Genomic DNA, 17,867 nt, shown 5'->3' on the forward strand with positions numbered 1-17,867 from the left:
CCGGCCAAACCGGCAGCAACAAAGCCCGCAGCGGTCACAGCGGCGGCCAAGGCGACAACCAAGCCGTCCGCTGCGGCATCCACTCCGCCACAGGCGAATAAGGCTGAAGCCACCACAGCGGCACCGGCACAATCCACCGCGTCCAAGGCAAAACGCGCGCCGTCCAAGCCTCCGGCGCTGCCAGAGCGCTCCGCGGCAAAGAGTGACGCCGAGAAGGCATGACGCCGCCTTTGACTTGACACTTTGCGCAGGGGGCGCCAACGCTGCCCGTCATGTTGGATCTTCGCCCGGTCGCATATGTCATTGGCCTGCTGGTCGTCATTCTTGGCGCCATGATGGTCTTTCCGTTCCTGATCGATCTTTACGATGGGCAGGGCGAATGGCCGGTGTTTCTTGAAAGCGGCCTGATCACCATTCTGGCGGGCGGGCTGCTGGCGCTCAGCTGTGGCAATTCAGTGCGGCAGGGGCTTAGCATTCGTCAGACCTTTCTGCTGACCACTTCGGTCTGGGCGGCGCTGCCGGTGTTCGGTGCGATCCCGCTGATGATGGGGGCGACCGAGCTCAGCTTTACAGATGCGTTTTTCGAAGCGATGTCGGGGCTGACGACCACCGGGTCCACGGTAATCTCCGGCCTTGATGACCTGCCACGAGGGATCCTCTTGTGGCGAGGTATCCTGCAGTGGCTCGGCGGGATTGGTATCATTGTCGTCGCCATGGTGTTTCTGCCCGAACTACGGGTCGGGGGTATGCAGATCTTCCGCTCCGAAGCTTTTGATACCATGGGGAAGATCCTGCCCCGTGCGCAGACGATCGCACGTCAGATCTCGTTGATCTACGTGGCGCTGACGCTGCTGTGCATGGTGGTCTATGTTGTGCTGGGCATGGGACTGTTCGATGCGCTGGTGCATGCCCTGACCACCATGTCGACCGGTGGCTTTTCGAATTACGATGCCTCTTTCGGCACCTTCTCCGGTCCGGCCGAATACGCGGCATCGTTCTTTATGATCATGGCGGCGCTGCCCTTCGTGCGCTACGTACAGTTGATCAACGGGCAGGGGCAGCCGCTGCTGCGCGACAGCCAGATCCGCGCCTTTCTGGGTACTATTCTGGTGCTGATCATCGTGACCGCCAGCGTGCTGCTCTATATCTTCCCGCACCACCCCGAGCAGGCCCTGCGCGAGGCGCTGTTCAACATCACCTCGATCATTTCCGGCACCGGCTATGCCAGCGTCGACTATATGGAGTGGGGCAGCTTCCTGATCATGGTGTTCTTTTTCATCGGTCTGATCGGTGGCTGCGCGGGTTCCACAGCCTGTTCGGTCAAGGTGTTCCGCTATCAGATCCTGTTTGCCTCGATCCGGGTTCAGATCCAGCGTATCCGCTCCCCCAACGGTATCTTCATTCCGCGCTTTGACGGACGCCCGGTCGGGCCGGATGTCCTCAGCTCGGTGATTTCCTTTTTCATGTTCTTCGTGGTGACGCTGGGGGTTGTGTCCTGGGGGCTGGCTCTGACAGGGCTGGACTTCATCACAGCCGTCTCAGGCGCGGCAACCGCAGTGGCCAATGTCGGGCCGGGCTTGGGCGATATCATCGGGCCTGCGGGCAATTTTTCCACCCTGAATGATGCGGCCAAATGGATCCTGAGCGCGGCCATGCTGATCGGGCGTCTGGAACTGATGGCGGTCTACGCGATCCTGACGTTGCGGTTCTGGCGCAACTGACACCGCGCCGGAGCTCTGGGGTCGTGTAAGGGGGATTGGGGCCTCAGACAGGGCCCCCTGCGGCGGTTTGGCCCTTGTATTGCTACAATCCGCAGTCTTGCCCTGATCACGGACCTCCCCTATGAGGCGGTGATCGGAATCTGCGAGCGCACGGAGACGAATGCCCCATGCCCGTTCTAGTAATGAAATTCGGCGGCACCTCTGTCGCCAACCTTGACCGGATCCGGCGCGCGGCAAAGCGGGTCGGTGTCGAAGTGGCCAAAGGCTATGATGTCATTGTCATCGTATCGGCCATGTCGGGAAAGACCAATGAGCTTGTTGGCTGGGTCAATGAAACCTCGCCGCTGTTTGACGCCCGCGAATATGACGCAGTGGTGTCTTCCGGCGAAAACGTCACCGCCGGTCTGATGGCGCTGACGCTGCAGGAAATGGATGTTCCCGCGCGCAGCTGGCAGGGCTGGCAGGTGCCGCTGAAGACGACCAGCGCCCACAGCCAAGCGCGGATCGAAGAAATCCCGACCGAGAATATCAGCGCCAAATTCGCCGAAGGCATGCGCGTGGCCGTTGTTGCCGGTTTCCAGGGCATCAGCCCCGAAGGGCGCATCACCACGCTGGGCCGGGGCGGTTCGGACACTACGGCGGTGGCCTTTGCGGCGGCCTTCGATGCCGAGCGCTGCGATATCTATACGGATGTGGACGGCGTCTATACCACGGATCCGCGCATCTGCGATAAGGCCCGCAAGCTTGACAAGATCGCATTCGAAGAGATGCTGGAACTGGCCTCTCTGGGGGCGAAGGTCCTGCAGACCCGCTCGGTGGAGTTGGCGATGCGCTATCAGGTACGGCTGCGCGTCCTGTCCAGTTTCGAAGAACAAAATGACAATGCTGGCACACTGGTCTGTGCCGAGGAGGACATCATGGAATCCAACGTTGTGGCCGGTGTGGCCTATTCCCGCGACGAAGCCAAGCTGACCGTGCAATCGGTCGCCGACCGTCCCGGCATTGCGGCAACCATCTTTACCTGCCTGTCTGATGCAGGCGTGAATGTGGACATGATCGTGCAGGACATCTCGGACGAGGGCCGCACGGATATGACCTTTTCCTGCCCCACCGATCAGGTGGCGCGCGCCGAACAGGCCTTGCAGGAGAGCAAGGAAAAAGGCGATCTGAACTACGCCGAACTGGTCGCCGACAAGGACGTTGCAAAGGTTTCGGTCGTAGGGATTGGCATGCGCTCGCAATCGGGCGTGGCGGCCAAGATGTTCAAGGTGCTCTCGGATGAGGGGATCAATATCAAGGTCATTACAACCTCAGAGATCAAAATTTCCGTGCTCATCGACCGGAAATACATGGAACTTGCTGTTCAGGCACTGCATGATGCCTTTGAACTGGATAAGGCAGCCTGATCGTACGTGGGCTGCCTGGCACAATAACCACGTGAACAGGGCCCATGGTCGAAAGTACTGAATCCGAGAGCCGCAGGTTGCTAGGCCGCCTGCGCGAGGCCATGGCCGGGGATGACCCTGGCCAGGCCCGTCTGGACAAGATCACTCACCTGATTGCCGACAGCATGGGGACCGAGGTCTGCTCGGTCTACCTGTTCCGCGATGACGAAACCCTTGAGCTTTGCGCGACAGAGGGTCTGAACGTCGAATCCGTGCACCAGACCCGCATGCGGATCGGCGAAGGTCTGGTCGGCCGGGTGGCCAGATACGGCAAGGTTGTGAACACCCCTGACGCTCCCAACGCCAAGGGGTTCCGCTATATGCCGGAAACCGGCGAGGAGCGGTATTCCTCCTTCCTTGGTATTCCGATCCAGCGCCTGGGCGAGATGATGGGCGTGCTGGTCGTGCAGTCCAAGGAAGCGCGCGAATTCTCCTCTGATGCGGTTTACGCACTGGAAGTGGTGGCGATGGTGATCGCCGAAATGGCGGAACTGGGCGCCTTTGTGGGCGAGGGCGCGGCCCTGTCCCCGATGCACCAGCAACCGGTTCTGGTGAGCGCAACCGCCGCCCAAGAGGGCGCTGCCGAAGGCCACGTATGGCTGCATGAGCCACGTGTGGTGGTGACAAATCCGATTGCCGATGATCCGCACCGTGAACTGGAACGGTTGAACGAGGCCGTGGAGGAGCTGCGCGTCGGCGTCGACAAGATGCTGAAGATCTCTGAAAACGGAGACAAGGATCAGCTGCAGGTTCTTGAAACCTATCGCATGTTCGCCAATTCCAAAGGCTGGATGCGGCGCATGGAAGAAGACATCTCGCGCGGGTTGAGCGCCGAGGCCGCGGTTGAAAAGGAGCAGTCCCAGGCCCGGGCCCGTATGTCTCAGGTGCAGGATGCCTACCTGCGCGAACGGCTGAGTGATCTTGATGATCTGTCGAATCGCCTGCTTAGGATTCTGACCGGGCAGGGCGCCGAAACCGGCGCCGATCTGCCAGTGGACCCGATTCTGATTGCCCGCAATATCGGCCCGGCCGAGTTGCTGGAATACGGCCGCTCGCTGCGTGGCATCGTGCTGGAGGAAGGCTCTGTCGGCTCGCACGCGGCGATCGTAGCGCGGGCCTTGGCGATTCCTCTGGTGGTGAACGCCAAACGCATCACCACCGAGGCGTTGAACGGCGATCATATTATGGTGGATGGCGATCAGGGGGTCGTGCACCTGCGTCCGGATGAAACTGTGGTCAGCGCCTTTCGGGACAAGATCGCGATGCAGGCGGATGCCCAGGAGCGTTATGCTTCGATCCGGGAAAAACCGGCCATTACGCAAGACGAACAACATGTCACCTTGCTGATGAACGCCGGGTTGATGGCGGATCTGCCGTCGCTCGAAGGATCCGGCGCCGAAGGGGTGGGGCTGTTCCGCACCGAGTTGCAGTTTCTTGTGCGTGATCAGATGCCTAAGCGGTCTGAGCTGGTGACGCTCTATCAGCGGGTTCTGGATGCATCGCACGGCAAGCGGGTGGTGTTCCGGACGCTCGACATCGGGTCGGACAAGGTTCTGCCCTATATGAAACCGACGGATGAGCCGAACCCGGCCCTCGGCTGGCGGGCGATCCGGGTGGGTCTCGATAAACCGGGCGTCATGCGCATGCAGCTGCAGGCGTTGATGCGGGCGGCCAATGGGCGGCCGCTGTCGATTATGTTCCCCTTTGTTGCGCAATTCGAAGAATACCGTGCTGCGCGCCAGGAGATCGACAAGACGCTAGAGCGCGAGCGAATCCTTGGCCACGCGCTGCCGGAACGGCTGGAAGTGGGGGCGATGCTGGAAACGCCCTCTCTGGCATTTGCGCCGCATAAGTTCTTTGAAGAAGTCGATTTCCTCTCGATCGGCGGCAACGATCTGAAGCAGTTCTTCTTTGCTGCCGACCGAGAGAACGAGCGCGTCCGAAAACGCTATGACACGCTGAACGTCAGCTTTTTGACCTTTATCGAGCAGATCGTGGAGCGCTGCGACCGGTTCGAAACACCGCTGAGTTTCTGCGGCGAAGACGCTGGGCGGCCGATCGAGGCTGTCTGTCTTGCTGCGATGGGTATCCGGACGCTGTCGATGCGGCCTGCTTCAATTGGGCCGGTCAAGTCTTTGTTAATGCGTGTTAACCTTTCGGATGTTCGCAAGATTATTTCGGACTCCCGTCACCGGGGCGATCAATCCGTCAGACCTGCTGTGATGCGATACCTGCGGGAACTCTGAGCGCGGCGACCTTTCTGACAGTAAATAATGGCGCGACCCCGAAAACGGGGCCTTTTTCTGCTGGGTTGCCGCAGATTGGCCAGGCGCTTGTCCCATTAGCCGCTACAGTCAGCCGAACCGTTTGTGATGCCGGATTTTAGGGGAGGGCAGGGGGGAATCAGATGAACTGCGGGGGGGATAAGGTTTGTCTAAAATATTAGCAAATTTGACGTTTGATCGTCCTTGGCCTCCCCAGATTTACAAAATTCAATGATTTTGACTGGTTTGCCAGATTCATTCAAATGTTGCCCACATGTTCATCCACAGGAGGGGCTTCTGTTCTGGCGAAGGTTCGAAGGATATCCGGTGAGGTCTGCGTCAGATTGGCAGTGGGGCGCCGGATCGCATAGTGATGTGGCTCACGATCTCGCCAAACGGGATGTCTTATCCCACAGTTATCCCAGGTTTATCCACATTAATGTATGATGCCTGTGTATTGATGTAAAAACACAAAAGGCAAACCAATCGGGGGGTAGGATCTCTGCACGCCCTGCAAATCTCAAATTATTTGCATTCAATTTTACCTTCTCTTGGTTGCTAAGTGGTAAACGACGGGCCCCGGAATGGGGCGTTTAAATTTCAAGTATGAAACTTTAAGCTTGAAGTGTTTGTCGTCTCGCTTATCCTGATCCTAACATAACAATCTCATGCGGAGGGTAGGATCATGAAAGTTGCCTGTTTGGGAGGTGGTCCCGCGGGGCTCTACTTCGCGATTTCAATGAAGCTGCGTCAGCCGGACGCTGATGTCACGGTGTTTGAGCGTAACAAGGCGGACGACACCTTTGGTTGGGGTGTTGTTCTTTCCGATGATGCGCTTGAAAATCTTACGGAAAATGACCCTGAAAGCGCCGCCGAAATCCGTCGGAACTTTGCCTATTGGGATGACATCGCGGTGGTGCACAACGGCGTGCGTACGGTGTCCGGCGGTCACGGGTTTGCCGGGATCGGGCGTAAGAAGATGCTGCTGATCCTGCAGGAGCGCGCGCGGGAGCTCGGGGTGAACCTGCAGTTTGAAACCGAGGTCGGGCCGGCAGCGGACTATCAGGATGACTATGACATCGTGGTTGCCTGTGATGGGCTTAATTCCAGCGTCCGCAATGAGTTCGCGGAACATTTTAAACCCAATATCGACGTGCGCCCGTGCAAGTTTATCTGGCTGGGCACCCATCAGAAGTTCGATGACGCCTTCACATTCGTGTTCGAAAACACCAAACACGGCTGGGTCTGGATCCACGCCTACCAATTCGATGCGGATACGGCGACCGTGATCGTGGAGTGTTCGGCAGAGACCTGGGACAACTGGGGCTTTGAGGACATGAGCAAGGAAGAGATCATTCGCACCTGCGAAGAGATCTTTGCCGACCATCTGGGTGGCCACAATCTGATGTCCAACGCCGACCACCTGCGCGGATCGGCTGTCTGGATCAACTTCCCGCGGGTGCTTTGCGAAAAGTGGCACCACGAAAATGTCGTCCTCTTGGGGGATGCGTCGGCCACGGCGCATTTCTCGATCGGATCGGGGTCGCGGCTGGCCTTTGACAGCGCCATCGCCCTGGCCGAGCTGCTGACGGTAGAGCCGTCTATGGAACGCGCCTTTGAACGCTATCAGGACGAGCGGCGCCTTGATGTGTTGCGCCTGCAGTCAGCTGCGCGTAACTCATTGGAATGGTTTGAGGAAGTCGAACGCTATCTGGATATGGATCCGGTTCAGTTCAATTATTCTCTGCTGACCCGCTCGCAGCGGATCTCCCACGAAAACCTGCGTCTGCGTGATCCTGACTGGCTGAAATCCGCGGAAAAATGGTTCCAGGAGCGGGCGGGTGTTCCGGCGGAGGCGCCAGTGCGCGCGCCGATGTTTGCCCCCTATAAACTGCGCGACATGACGTTGGAGAACCGCATCGTCGTCTCCCCCATGGCGCAGTACAAGGCGGTGGATGGCTGTCCCACGGATTGGCACCTGATCCACTATGGTGAGCGCGCCAAGGGCGGCGCCGGTATGGTCTATACGGAAATGACCTGCGTCAGCGCCGAAGGGCGGATCACCCCCGGCTGTCCCGGTCTTTACGCGCCAGAACATGAAGCCGCCTGGACCCGTCTGACCGATTTCGTACATAGCGAAACCCGGGCCAAGATCTGCTGCCAGATCGGCCATTCGGGCCGCAAGGGTTCGACTCAGGTTGGCTGGGAAGTGATGGACGCGCCTTTGAAAGAGGACAACTGGGATCTGGTCTCGGCCTCACCCTTGCCCTGGTCCCCGAATAACGCCACCCCGCGCGAAATCACCCGCGCAGAAATGGAGGCCGTGAAGGCCGAATTCGTCGCTTCGGCCGAGATGGCAGAGCGCGCCGGATTTGACATGATCGAACTTCATGCGGCGCATGGTTATCTGATCTCCTCCTTCATTTCGCCAAAATCCAATATTCGTGAGGATGAGTTCGGCGGCTCGTTGGAAAACCGCCTGCGCTACCCGCTGGAGGTCTTCAAGGCGATGCGTGACGTCTGGCCTGCCCATAAGCCGATGTCCGTCCGGATCTCGGCCAACGACTGGATCGGCGACGAAGGTGTGACCCCGGAAGAGGCGGTCGAGATCGCCAAGGCATTCTCTGAAGCAGGCGCCGATATTATCGACGTCTCTGCCGGTCAGACCTCGATCGACGCGAAACCAGTCTATGGGCGCATGTTCCAGACGCCGTTTTCGGACCGTATCCGAAATGAGGCAGGCATCGCGACCATGGCTGTCGGCAATATCTACGAGGCTGATCATGCCAATTCGATCCTGATGGCAGGCCGCGCCGATCTGATCTGTGTGGGGCGCCCACATCTGGCGGATCCCTACTGGACACTGCACGAAGCCACCCGGATCGGGGATCGACAGGCCGCCTGGCCGTTGCCCTACGAGGCGGGCCGGGATCAGGCCTGGCGTCTGGCGGACCGCGACGCAGAGGTGATCCGGGCATGAGCGTCGCGGGCAAACACGTCGTCATCTCTGGCGGTGGCTCTGGCGTTGGCGCCGAACTGGCGGCACAGTTCGCGGGCCAGGGCGCCCGCGTGACCATCCTGGGGCGCCGGATGGAGCCCCTGGAAGAGGTCAGCGCGGCGACCAAGGCCCTGCCGCTGACCTGCGATGTCACCGACCGCGCTGCCGTTGAGGCAGCGCTCACAGAGGCGGCGGCCAAGAACGGACCGGTCGCCATTGCCCTAGCCAATGCCGGAGCGGCGCCCTCCAAACCTTTTGACAGGATGAGCGCCGAGGATTTCGGCGCGGCCCTGTCGGTTAACCTGGCGGGGGTTTTCAACCTGTGGCAGGCGGCGCTGCCGGGCATGAAAGAGGCAGGCTGGGGCCGTATGATCGCCATCGCCTCGACCGCGGGGTTGAAGGGATACCCCTATGTTTCAGGCTATTGCGCGGCGAAACACGGGGTCATCGGGTTGACGCGAGCGCTCTCGCTGGAACTGGCACGCACCGGCATCACGGTAAATTCGATTTGTCCGGGTTTCATTGAAACGCCGCTCCTGCAAAGATCGGTGGATAATATTGTCGCCAAGACCGGGATGACCCCGGAGAAGGCGGAAAAATCACTGCGGGCCAGCAACCCGCAGGGTCGTTTCATCCAACCTGCCGAGGTCGCCGAAGCGGCGTTGTGGCTGGCAAGCGAGGGGGCGGGATCGGTGAACGGTTCTGCCCTGCCCATATCAGGAGGCGAGATCTGAACGTGGCGGAAACCTCAAAAGACAGATTGCGGCTGTGGCTGCGGGTTTTGAAGGCGACCCGCGCGGTGGAAAGCGAGATCCGCGAAAACCTGCGCCGCGATTTTTCGACCACCCTGCCGCGTTTCGATGTGATGGCAGCGTTGGTCCAGCACGAAGACGGGCTCAAGATGAGCCAGCTCTCTGGCGTGTTGAAAGTGTCGAACGGCAACGTGACCGGCATCATCGAACGTCTGGTCGAGGATGGCCATGTACAGCGCGAACCGGTGCCCGGTGATCGCCGCGCCAGCCTGGTGCGGATGACCGAGCAGGGCCGCGCCGAATTCGCACGTCAGGCCGAAGCGCACGAGGCCTGGATCGACAAGATGTTCGCGGATGTGCCCCCCGAGGCGGCGCAGACCATGGCCGAGGCGCTGGATGCTGTCGCCCGCCGTTTGGAAAACAAGGATGAAAGCCGATGATCAATACGGATACCAAACATTTTCTCTGCCACGTCGAAGATGGCATTGCGACCGTGTCGCTGGACCGGCCCGAACGTAAGAACCCGCTGACCTTTGAAAGCTACGCAGAGATGCGCGACTGGTTCCGCGAGTTGCACTATGACGATGACATCAAGGCGGTGATCTTTGCCTCCAATGGCGGCAACTTCAGCTCGGGCGGCGATGTACATGATATCATTGGCCCCCTCACCAAGATGAGCATGAAGGAACTGCTGGCCTTTACGCGGATGACTGGCGATCTGGTCAAGGCGATGGTGAATTGCGGCAAGCCGGTGATTGCGGCGATTGATGGTATCTGCGTGGGCGCCGGGGCGATCATCGCGATGGCGTCGGATCTGCGTATTGCCACGCCGGAGGCCAAGACGGCGTTTCTGTTCACCCGCGTCGGGCTGGCGGGCTGTGATATGGGGGCCTGCGCCATCCTGCCCCGGATTATCGGTCAGGGCCGCGCGGCTGAACTGCTATATACTGGCCGTTCGATGAGCGCCGAGGAAGGCGCCGCCTGGGGTTTCCATAACAAGCTGGTCCCGGCCGAAGAACTGACCGCAGAGGCGCGCCAATGGGCGACGCGGATCGCGGCGGGGCCGAATTTTGGTCACATGATGACCAAGACAATGCTGGCGCAGGAATGGTCGATGTCCATCGAGCAGGCGATCGAGGCCGAGGCCCAGGCGCAGGCTATCTGCATGCAGACAGCGGACTTTGAACGCGCCTACCATGCCTTTGTAAACAAGGAAAAACCGGTCTTCGAAGGAGACTGAGTTCTATCGCCCGCCCGGTCTATGCCGCGGCGGGCTTCGCATTGACGGAGAAGAGCTGCACAAGACAGCCAAAGGGGAGTTTCATCATGGCGGACCGGACATTTCTGAACTGGCCATTCTTCGAGGACCGGCACAGAACGCTGGCAGCGGATCTGGATGCCTGGGCGGCCGAGACCGTCAGCGGGATCGACCATTCGGACACCGATGCCGCTTGCCGGGCGCTTGTGACCGCGCTTGGAAAGGGCGGCTGGGCGCAGCATTCCGGCGCGCCAGCCGGTGAAACCCTGGATGTGCGCAGCCTGTGCCTGATCCGGGAAACTCTGGCCCGTCACGATGGGCTCGCCGACTTTGCCTTTGCCATGCAAGGTCTTGGAACCGGCGCGATTTCCCTGTTCGGCAACGAAGCGCAGCAGGCCGAATGGCTGCCATTGACCCGCTCCGGCCAAGCGATTTCGGCGTTTGCACTTACGGAACCGCAATCTGGTTCGGATGTGGCAAATTCCACCATGACAGCAACGCTAGATGGCGATGAATATGTGCTGAATGGAGAAAAGACCTGGATCTCCAACGGCGGGATTGCAGACGTCTATACCCTGTTTGCCCGCACCGGAGAGGGGCCGGGCGCCAAGGGTTTGTCCGCCTTCATCGTCCCTGCCGGGCTGCCGGGGTTCGAGGTGGTCGAACGCCAGCAGGTGATCGCGCCGCACCCGCTTGCCACCCTGCGCTTCACCGATTGCCGGATCCCGGCAAGCGCGATGATCGGTGGGCCGGGGCAGGGGTTCCGGATCGCCATGTCGGTTCTGGACGTTTTCCGCTCCACCGTTGCGGCCGCGGCCCTTGGCTTTGCCCGCCGGGCACTGGACGAGGCACTGAGCCGCGTCACCAGCCGCCAGGTCCAGGGCGCGCCGCTGTTCGATCTGCAGATGGTGCAGGGGCATATCGCCGATATGGCACTGGATGTGGATGCGGCGGCTCTGCTGGTCTACCGCGCCGCGTGGACCAAGGATTCCGGTGCAGCCCGGGTGACCCGCGAAGCGGCGATGGCGAAGCTCTTTTCCACCGATCAGGCGCAGCAGGTCATCGACAAGGCGGTGCAGTTGCACGGAGGGGACGGTGTGCGCCATGGTCAGAAGGTCGAGGAACTTTACCGCGATATCCGTGCCTTGCGCATCTATGAGGGCGCATCGGACGTCCAGCGGGTGGTGATCGCGCGCCAGACACTTGGCGCCTTTGAAGGAGGCAAATGAGATGCTGGGACCGACCGCACATAGCGACACCTTCACCCGCGATAACCTGCCACCTGCGGACCAATGGCCGGACTTCCTGCTGGAGGGCTTTGACTACCCGGAACGGCTGAACGCCGCGGTCGAGCTGACCGATGCCATGGTGGAAAAGGGCTTTGGCGATCACACCGCCCTGATCGGTAACGGACGCCGCCGCACCTACAAGGAGCTGTCAGACTGGACCAACCGGCTGGCCAATGTGCTGACCGAGGATCTGGGCGTTAAACCGGGCAATCGTGTGCTGATCCGCTCAGCCAATAACCCGGCCATGGTGGCCTGCTGGCTGGCCGCGACCAAGGCGGGCGCGGTGGTGGTCAACACCATGCCGATGCTGCGCGCCGGAGAGTTGGCTGCCATTGTTGACAAGGCCGAGATCAGCCACGCGCTTTGCGATACGCGGCTGATGGATGAACTGGTCTCCTGCGCCAAGACCTCGGACTTCCTGACGTCGGTGGTCGGCTTTGACGGCACCTCCAACCACGATGCGGAACTTGACCGCCTGGCGCTGGAAAAACCGGTGACCTTTGATGCGGTGGAAACCGGGCGCGATGATGTGGCGCTGCTGGGCTTTACCTCGGGCACCACGGGATCGCCCAAGGCGACGATGCATTTCCACCGCGATCTTCTGATCATCGCGGACGGTTATGCGCGCGAAGTGCTTGATGTGCAGCCCGAGGATATCTTTGTCGGCTCGCCGCCGCTGGCCTTTACCTTTGGCCTTGGCGGGCTGGCAATTTTCCCGCTGCGCTTTGGCGCTGCCGCGACGCTGCTGGAAAATGCATCACCGCCAAACTTGATTGAAATCATTGAGAAATATAAGGCGACCGTCTGCTTTACGGCGCCCACCGCCTATCGGGTGATGCTGCAGGCGATGGACGAGGGAGCCGATCTGTCGTCGTTGCGGGCGGCTGTTTCGGCCGGGGAAACCCTGCCGGCGCCGGTCTATGATGAGTGGATGGCGAAGACCGGAAAACCGATGCTGGACGGCATCGGGGCCACGGAAATGCTGCATATCTTCATCACCAACCGGTTCACCGACCACAAGCCCGCCTGCACCGGCAAACCCGTCTCAGGCTATCAGGTTCGGGTGCTGGACGCCGATGGGAATGAGGCGCCGCGCGGAGAGATTGGCCGCCTTGCGGTCAAGGGGCCAACCGGCTGCCGTTACATGGCGGACGAGCGCCAGAAAACCTATGTCCAGGACGGCTGGAACGTCACTGGCGACAGCTTTGTCATGGATGAAGGGGGTTACCTGCATTTCGCCGCCCGAAATGACGATATGATCATCTCCTCCGGCTACAATATTGCCGGCCCCGAGGTGGAAGCCGCGCTTCTGGCGCATGAAGCCGTTTCTGAATGCGCTGTCGTCGGCGCCCCGGACGAGGCGCGCGGCCAGATCGTCGAGGCGCATGTGGTGCTGACCGCCGGGCACATGCCCTCGGATGCGCTGGTCAAGCTGTTGCAGGACCACGTGAAGGCGAGCATCGCGCCCTACAAGTACCCGCGTTCAGTAGTCTTCACCAAAGCGCTGCCCAAGACGGAAACCGGAAAAATCCAGAGGTTCCGCCTGAAAGGTTGAACCTTCGCTGGCGCTTGTCCCGAAGATGGGACAAGTGCTGTCCATGAATGGCGCGGAATGCAGGTTTGGCCTTGTGCTTGGAAATGAATCACGCTACTTCCAGCGCCACACCACAAAGACCTTGGCGACAGGGTAGAAGGCGAGTTGGCGGAGTGGTGACGCAGCGGATTGCAAATCCGTGTACACCGGTTCGATTCCGGTACTCGCCTCCAATAAAATCAATGGCTTAGACGTTTTTTTTGGCCATGCCTCCTTGCTTAGAGAATTACTCTAAGCAAAATCGTCTAAACATTCCTAGTTTGTTCACATCCGCGCAACCCACTGTTTTGTCGCGAATACTACTGCTAGGGTGCGCGGACCAAGTGTTTAGAGAATGGTAAATGTGGTGGGAAAGTCGCGAAACATGCACGGGCTAAGTCGCCATATCGGCGCTGAGATTGCGAGACAGCTCCGGCAAGAGGCTGGCTTTGGGTGCGTAGTCTGCGGGTGCTCTCTGATCACTTATGAACACATCATCAATTTCAGTGATGTGGACCAGCATCGAGCCGAAGACATGGCCGTGCTTTGTGAAAATTGTCATGGCAAGGTGACAAAGAGGCAGTTGAGCAAGGAATATGTTCGCAAGAAGAAGGCCAACCCAAAGGCGCTGGAAGACGGTTTCGCGCACGATGTCTTCTTCACGTGCTCGGAGCAGCCAACGGTTATTTTAGGCGAAACGGAAATTAAAGACGTCGAAACGCACCTGATGATAGAGCAGGACCCCATTATCTGGATAAAAGCTCCAGAAGAGGACGGTGGTCCGGTGCGCCTTAACCTATCGTTGTCAGACAACTCCGGAAACAAGATTGTAGAAATCGTAGATAACGAATGGCGAGTAAACAAAGTAAATTGGGACGTGGAAACCACAGCCAATCGAATGCGGTTCAGAAAATGCAAAAGTAACATTAGCTTGGAGATCGAGTTTCAAGCACCAGACATTTTCCGAATAACTAGAATGAACATGCTGCACAAAGGTCGGAGTGTCTTCCTTGACCGCAAGGGCCTCCAACTCAGCTTCGGCGGGTTTGGAAATGTCACTGTGCGCGGAGGTTTAATCCAGAGCGGCCCTGTTGGCATCCGCCTTGGATAGGGTTCCTCGCGCAAGGTGCCTCTCATTGCAGCGATGCTGCTGAAACGAGCGCTTTGCGAGCGTCTAGGCATTCACGTTATGTCCGCTCATTTCAGCGGAAAGATCTAGGCAAAATCCCCAACATAATCAAAAGTCCCCGGAGTTTTGCAAATCCGTGTACACTGGTTCGATTCCGGTACTCGCCTCCAAATACCAACAGCGACATAGCTCCGGAAAACAAGCAGATACCTGCCAGCAGCCATGCGTTTGTCATGGCTTGCCGATCGATTGGCTGGTCTTACAAGCTGTCGGCGGCGGCAATGGCCTTTGCGATCAGGGCAGGGGTGCCGGGCAGGGCGCCGACAACCGGCAGGACCTGTCCCGCGAACGCGGCGCTGTTGAGAGCCTCTGGAATGTCCTCGCGCACGTGATCACCGGCCTGAGCGAAAAACGGCAGGCATAGGGTCCGGCGGGGCAGGGTGCGTGCGATGGTGTCGATGCCGGGGGCTTGCTCCACAAAGGCGGGGCTGACCTGCGCGCCGGGCAGAAGCGCGCGCAGGTGGGTGGCGAATGCCTCTGCGGCTTCGGCGGCCTTTGGGCCGCGGGCTGAGCCATGCGCGGCGAGCAGCACGGAGAGGCTGTCCTCGGCCCATCCGGCCTCTCTTTGCGCGTCTTGCAGGGCAGCCGCGGTCAGACCAGGCAAGGAGGAATCCAGGCCAAAGGGGCAGGCCATGGTGTAATCACGTCCCGACAGCCGCTCGGGCAGGACCTTTGCGGTGAACCAGCCCCGGGCCATGAAAAAGGGGTAGATGATGGCGCCGTCTGTCATCACCGCATCCAGCCTGCCGGGATTGGCCAGGGTGGCGGAGCGAATATCCCAACTTGGCAGATGCACCGCCACCTCTGCCGCCAACGCCGCAAGGGCGCGTTCCGGCGGCTCTGGCGCCGAAGGTTGCCCGTGGGATGTCAGAATGGCGGTCTTCGTGGTCATGGAGGCGGTTTCCAATGCAGCGTTTGTGGCGGCAAGACGATGGGGATGGGTGACAGTTAGGGCCGCTCAGGCGCCTGTCTATCCTGATTGTGACAAAGGCCGAAAGATCAGAGCCGCAGCCGGTTGCACATTGATGGGACATGACCGCTGGAGCGCACGTGTGCTGCCCTCAGGTTCGGGCAAGAATTCCACGCAAGCCCCTTTGATATAGAAGTTTTCGCGCCAGGAGGGGCGCGCATCCCTTATCCTGGGTTTTTGTGGCCAAGAAGGTGGTTGACCTCACCTGCGGCTTCAAATAAATCACGGATTACTCTGAGCGGGTATGGTGAAATGGTATCATAAGAGCCTTCCAAGCTTAAGGTGCGGGTTCGATTCCCGCTACCCGCTCCAGAAATTCCCCAATGCGCTGATTTGATGTTTTACCGGGACGGTCTTCCGTTGTTTGGTTGCAGCTTCAGGTCCTGTTTGCGGTCTTTGTTTCGGTGTGCGTCCAGATGCCCTTGGGCGGAACGCTTGACCTGCGGGGCCGTGAGGGCCATGAACCACACTGGACCGCAAGGCTCATGGCTTTGCCAGGAAATTGTCATAAGGATCAGCAATGGCGCGCAAGACGGCAGCCCCGAACGCGAAAGAAGAGCGGCAAAGTTCGCGCAAAATCGGAGTGCTGGCGGCGCTGTGGCCCTTTATGCGCCCCTACAAGGCGCTGATGTTCGTTGCCACCTGCGCGCTGGTCCTGACCGCCGGCGTGTCGCTAAGCCTGCCGCTGGCCGTGCGCCGGGTGGTGGACAACTTCCGCATCTCCGACAATGCGTTGCTGAACCAGTATTTCATGGCCGCCTTGGCGATGGCGGCCCTTTTGGCCGTGGGCACTGGCCTGCGCTATGCGCTGGTGACGCGGCTGGGTGAACGAGTCGTAGCTGATATCCGCAAGGCGGTGTTCGACCGGGTCATCGGGATGAGCCCCGTTTTCTACGAGCGGATCATGACCGGCGAGGTGCTGAGCCGGATCACCACCGACACCACGCTGATCCAGTCGGTTCTCGGCTCTTCTGTCTCAATTGCCCTGCGCAATATGCTGTTGTTTGGCGGCGGGCTGTTCCTGATGTTGCTGACCTCGGCCAAGCTGACTGGTCTGGTGCTGCTGATCGTCCCCGCCGTTATTGTGCCGATTCTGGTGCTGGGACGGCGCTTGCGAGCTATCAGCCGCGAAAACCAAGACTGGATCGCGGCCTCCTCTGGCAATGCCGGAGAGGCGCTGGGTGCGGTGCAGACCGTGCAGGCCTTTACTCATGAGGACGCAAGCCGCCTGCAATTCGCGCAGATGACCGAAACCTCCTATGACGTTTCGCGCAAGCGGATCCGCACGCGGGCGTTTCTGACGGTCATCGTGATCTTCCTGGTGTTTTCCGGCATCGTCGGGGTGCTGTGGATGGGCGCCATCGACGTGCGCGCCGGTGTCATGACCGAAGGCACCCTGATCCAATTCGTCATCTACTCGGTTCTGGTGGCGGGCTCCGTCGCCGCCCTGTCGGAAATCTGGAGCGAATTGCAACGGGCGGCCGGTGCCACCGAACGGCTGGTCGAGCTGCTGAATGCCGAGGATGCCGTCAACGATCCCAGCGCGCCCAAGGCGCTGGTTGAGCCGGTGCGCGGCGAAATCAGTTTTGAAAACGTGATGTTCCGCTATCCCGCGCGCCCCGATGTGCTGGCGCTGGACGATGTTTCTCTCTCCATCGAACCCGGTGAGACGGTGGCCTTCGTCGGCCCGTCGGGCGCAGGCAAGACGACGATCATTCAGCTGATCCAGCGGTTTTATGACCCGAACGCCGGTGCGGTGCGCTTGGATGGTGTTGCGCTCAGCGATCTGCGCCGGGATGCCTTCCGCAAACATATCGCCATGGTGCCACAGGATCCGATTATTTTTGCCGCGTCCGCGCGGGAAAACATCCGCTTTGGTCGCCCTGACGCCACTGATGCAGAGGTCGAAGCCGCCGCCCGCGCCGCTGCTGCGCATGATTTCATCTCGGCCCTCCCCGAAGGCTATGACAGCTATGTGGGGGAGCGCGGTGTGATGCTGTCTGGTGGTCAGAAACAGCGGATCGCCATCGCCCGGGCCATCCTGCGCGATGCGCCTGTTTTGCTGCTGGACGAGGCAACCTCGGCGCTGGATGCCGAAAGCGAGCGTCTGGTGCAGGCTGCCGTGGATGAGCTGAGCCAAGGCCGCACCACGCTGATCGTGGCGCACCGGCTTGCGACGGTGAAAAAGGCTGATCGCATCGTGGTGATGGAGGAGGGCCGCATCGTGGCCACCGGCACCCATGATGCGCTGGTTGCCGAAGGCGGGCTTTACGCGCGTCTGGCGCGCCTCCAGTTCACTGACGGGCTTGCCGCCGAGTAACCTTCCTGCACGGACACATTCCGCCCCACGGGCCGGTTTCCCCTTCGTAAGCTAATGATTTGTCGCAGCGTTAAATGCGCCCCTGCCT

At 60.1% G+C, this 17,867-nt stretch carries 12 protein-coding genes and 2 tRNA genes; 13 read left to right on the top strand and 1 reads right to left on the bottom strand.

Going from position 1 to position 17,867, the window contains the following annotated elements; all coding sequences use genetic code 11:
* Positions 1 to 272: 272 nt before the first annotated feature.
* The 11 genes from AC5SSZ_RS03650 (at position 273) to AC5SSZ_RS03700 (ending at position 14,411) form a co-directional block, all read left to right on the top strand.
* Positions 273 to 1,721, top strand: a complete 1,449-nt coding sequence (locus AC5SSZ_RS03650; RefSeq protein WP_065270831.1) for a TrkH family potassium uptake protein — start codon at positions 273 to 275, stop codon at positions 1,719 to 1,721.
* A 167-nt stretch (positions 1,722 to 1,888) separates the two neighbouring features.
* A complete protein-coding gene (locus AC5SSZ_RS03655) occupies positions 1,889 to 3,127 on the top strand; it encodes an aspartate kinase (RefSeq protein WP_065270830.1) in 1,239 nt (412 codons plus the stop codon).
* 44 nt (positions 3,128 to 3,171) lie between these two features.
* Entirely contained in the window at positions 3,172 to 5,412 is a 2,241-nt protein-coding gene (ptsP, locus tag AC5SSZ_RS03660; RefSeq protein ID WP_495437005.1) for a phosphoenolpyruvate--protein phosphotransferase, read from the top strand.
* Positions 5,413 to 6,115: 703 nt separating this feature from the next.
* A complete protein-coding gene (locus AC5SSZ_RS03665; protein ID WP_274828311.1) occupies positions 6,116 to 8,410 on the top strand; it encodes a bifunctional salicylyl-CoA 5-hydroxylase/oxidoreductase in 2,295 nt (764 codons plus the stop codon).
* Positions 8,407 to 9,162 (top strand): SDR family NAD(P)-dependent oxidoreductase, encoded by a 756-nt coding sequence (locus AC5SSZ_RS03670; RefSeq protein WP_065270827.1) that lies wholly within the window; start codon positions 8,407 to 8,409, stop codon positions 9,160 to 9,162. Before AC5SSZ_RS03665 ends, AC5SSZ_RS03670 begins: the two co-directional genes overlap by 4 nt.
* Before the next feature lie 2 nt (positions 9,163 to 9,164).
* The gene (locus tag AC5SSZ_RS03675; RefSeq protein WP_065270826.1) at positions 9,165 to 9,620 is read left to right on the top strand and encodes a MarR family winged helix-turn-helix transcriptional regulator; all 456 of its coding nucleotides are present in this window, start codon (positions 9,165 to 9,167) and stop codon (positions 9,618 to 9,620) included.
* Positions 9,617 to 10,420 (top strand): enoyl-CoA hydratase family protein, encoded by an 804-nt coding sequence (locus AC5SSZ_RS03680; RefSeq protein WP_368947000.1) that lies wholly within the window; start codon positions 9,617 to 9,619, stop codon positions 10,418 to 10,420. Before AC5SSZ_RS03675 ends, AC5SSZ_RS03680 begins: the two co-directional genes overlap by 4 nt.
* A gap of 86 nt (positions 10,421 to 10,506) precedes the next feature.
* Positions 10,507 to 11,667: an acyl-CoA dehydrogenase family protein gene (locus AC5SSZ_RS03685; protein ID WP_274832466.1), complete on the top strand. Its 1,161-nt coding sequence runs from the start codon at positions 10,507 to 10,509 to the stop codon at positions 11,665 to 11,667.
* A gap of 1 nt (position 11,668) precedes the next feature.
* Positions 11,669 to 13,282: an AMP-binding protein gene (locus tag AC5SSZ_RS03690; protein ID WP_495437010.1), complete on the top strand. Its 1,614-nt coding sequence runs from the start codon at positions 11,669 to 11,671 to the stop codon at positions 13,280 to 13,282.
* 138 nt (positions 13,283 to 13,420) lie between these two features.
* Positions 13,421 to 13,494, top strand: a tRNA-Cys gene (locus tag AC5SSZ_RS03695).
* A 191-nt stretch (positions 13,495 to 13,685) separates the two neighbouring features.
* Positions 13,686 to 14,411, top strand: coding sequence for an HNH endonuclease signature motif containing protein (locus tag AC5SSZ_RS03700; RefSeq protein WP_495437012.1), 726 nt, complete (start codon positions 13,686 to 13,688; stop codon positions 14,409 to 14,411).
* 277 nt (positions 14,412 to 14,688) lie between these two features.
* Here the strand turns inward: AC5SSZ_RS03700 and AC5SSZ_RS03705 are convergent, their stop codons facing one another.
* A complete protein-coding gene (locus tag AC5SSZ_RS03705) occupies positions 14,689 to 15,381 on the bottom strand; it encodes a CbiX/SirB N-terminal domain-containing protein (protein ID WP_495437014.1) in 693 nt (230 codons plus the stop codon).
* Positions 15,382 to 15,697: 316 nt separating this feature from the next.
* On the opposite strand from AC5SSZ_RS03705, the gene AC5SSZ_RS03710 reads away from it, so the two are divergent.
* Both AC5SSZ_RS03710 and AC5SSZ_RS03715 read left to right on the top strand, forming a co-directional pair.
* Positions 15,698 to 15,771: transfer RNA gene (locus AC5SSZ_RS03710), tRNA-Gly, on the top strand.
* Positions 15,772 to 15,979: 208 nt separating this feature from the next.
* The gene (locus AC5SSZ_RS03715; protein ID WP_368997602.1) at positions 15,980 to 17,779 is read left to right on the top strand and encodes an ABC transporter transmembrane domain-containing protein; all 1,800 of its coding nucleotides are present in this window, start codon (positions 15,980 to 15,982) and stop codon (positions 17,777 to 17,779) included.
* The last annotated feature ends 88 nt before the right edge of the window (positions 17,780 to 17,867 follow it).

It is taken from the genome of Phaeobacter sp. CC-HEC084, from assembly GCF_059429255.1.

What these genes read in the sequence shown, in the direction of transcription:
- AC5SSZ_RS03705 (WP_495437014.1), bottom strand. Translation starts at nt 15,381, where the DNA reads ATGACCACGAAGACCGCCATTCTGACATCCCACGGGCAACCTTCGGCG.
- AC5SSZ_RS03690 (WP_495437010.1), top strand. Translation starts at nt 11,669, where the DNA reads ATGCTGGGACCGACCGCACATAGCGACACCTTCACCCGCGATAACCTG.
- ptsP (WP_495437005.1), top strand. Translation starts at nt 3,172, where the DNA reads ATGGTCGAAAGTACTGAATCCGAGAGCCGCAGGTTGCTAGGCCGCCTG.
- AC5SSZ_RS03655 (WP_065270830.1), top strand. Translation starts at nt 1,889, where the DNA reads ATGCCCGTTCTAGTAATGAAATTCGGCGGCACCTCTGTCGCCAACCTT.
- AC5SSZ_RS03665 (WP_274828311.1), top strand. Translation starts at nt 6,116, where the DNA reads ATGAAAGTTGCCTGTTTGGGAGGTGGTCCCGCGGGGCTCTACTTCGCG.
- AC5SSZ_RS03685 (WP_274832466.1), top strand. Translation starts at nt 10,507, where the DNA reads ATGGCGGACCGGACATTTCTGAACTGGCCATTCTTCGAGGACCGGCAC.
- AC5SSZ_RS03650 (WP_065270831.1), top strand. Translation starts at nt 273, where the DNA reads ATGTTGGATCTTCGCCCGGTCGCATATGTCATTGGCCTGCTGGTCGTC.
- AC5SSZ_RS03680 (WP_368947000.1), top strand. Translation starts at nt 9,617, where the DNA reads ATGATCAATACGGATACCAAACATTTTCTCTGCCACGTCGAAGATGGC.
- AC5SSZ_RS03700 (WP_495437012.1), top strand. Translation starts at nt 13,686, where the DNA reads ATGCACGGGCTAAGTCGCCATATCGGCGCTGAGATTGCGAGACAGCTC.
- AC5SSZ_RS03715 (WP_368997602.1), top strand. Translation starts at nt 15,980, where the DNA reads ATGGCGCGCAAGACGGCAGCCCCGAACGCGAAAGAAGAGCGGCAAAGT.
- AC5SSZ_RS03670 (WP_065270827.1), top strand. Translation starts at nt 8,407, where the DNA reads ATGAGCGTCGCGGGCAAACACGTCGTCATCTCTGGCGGTGGCTCTGGC.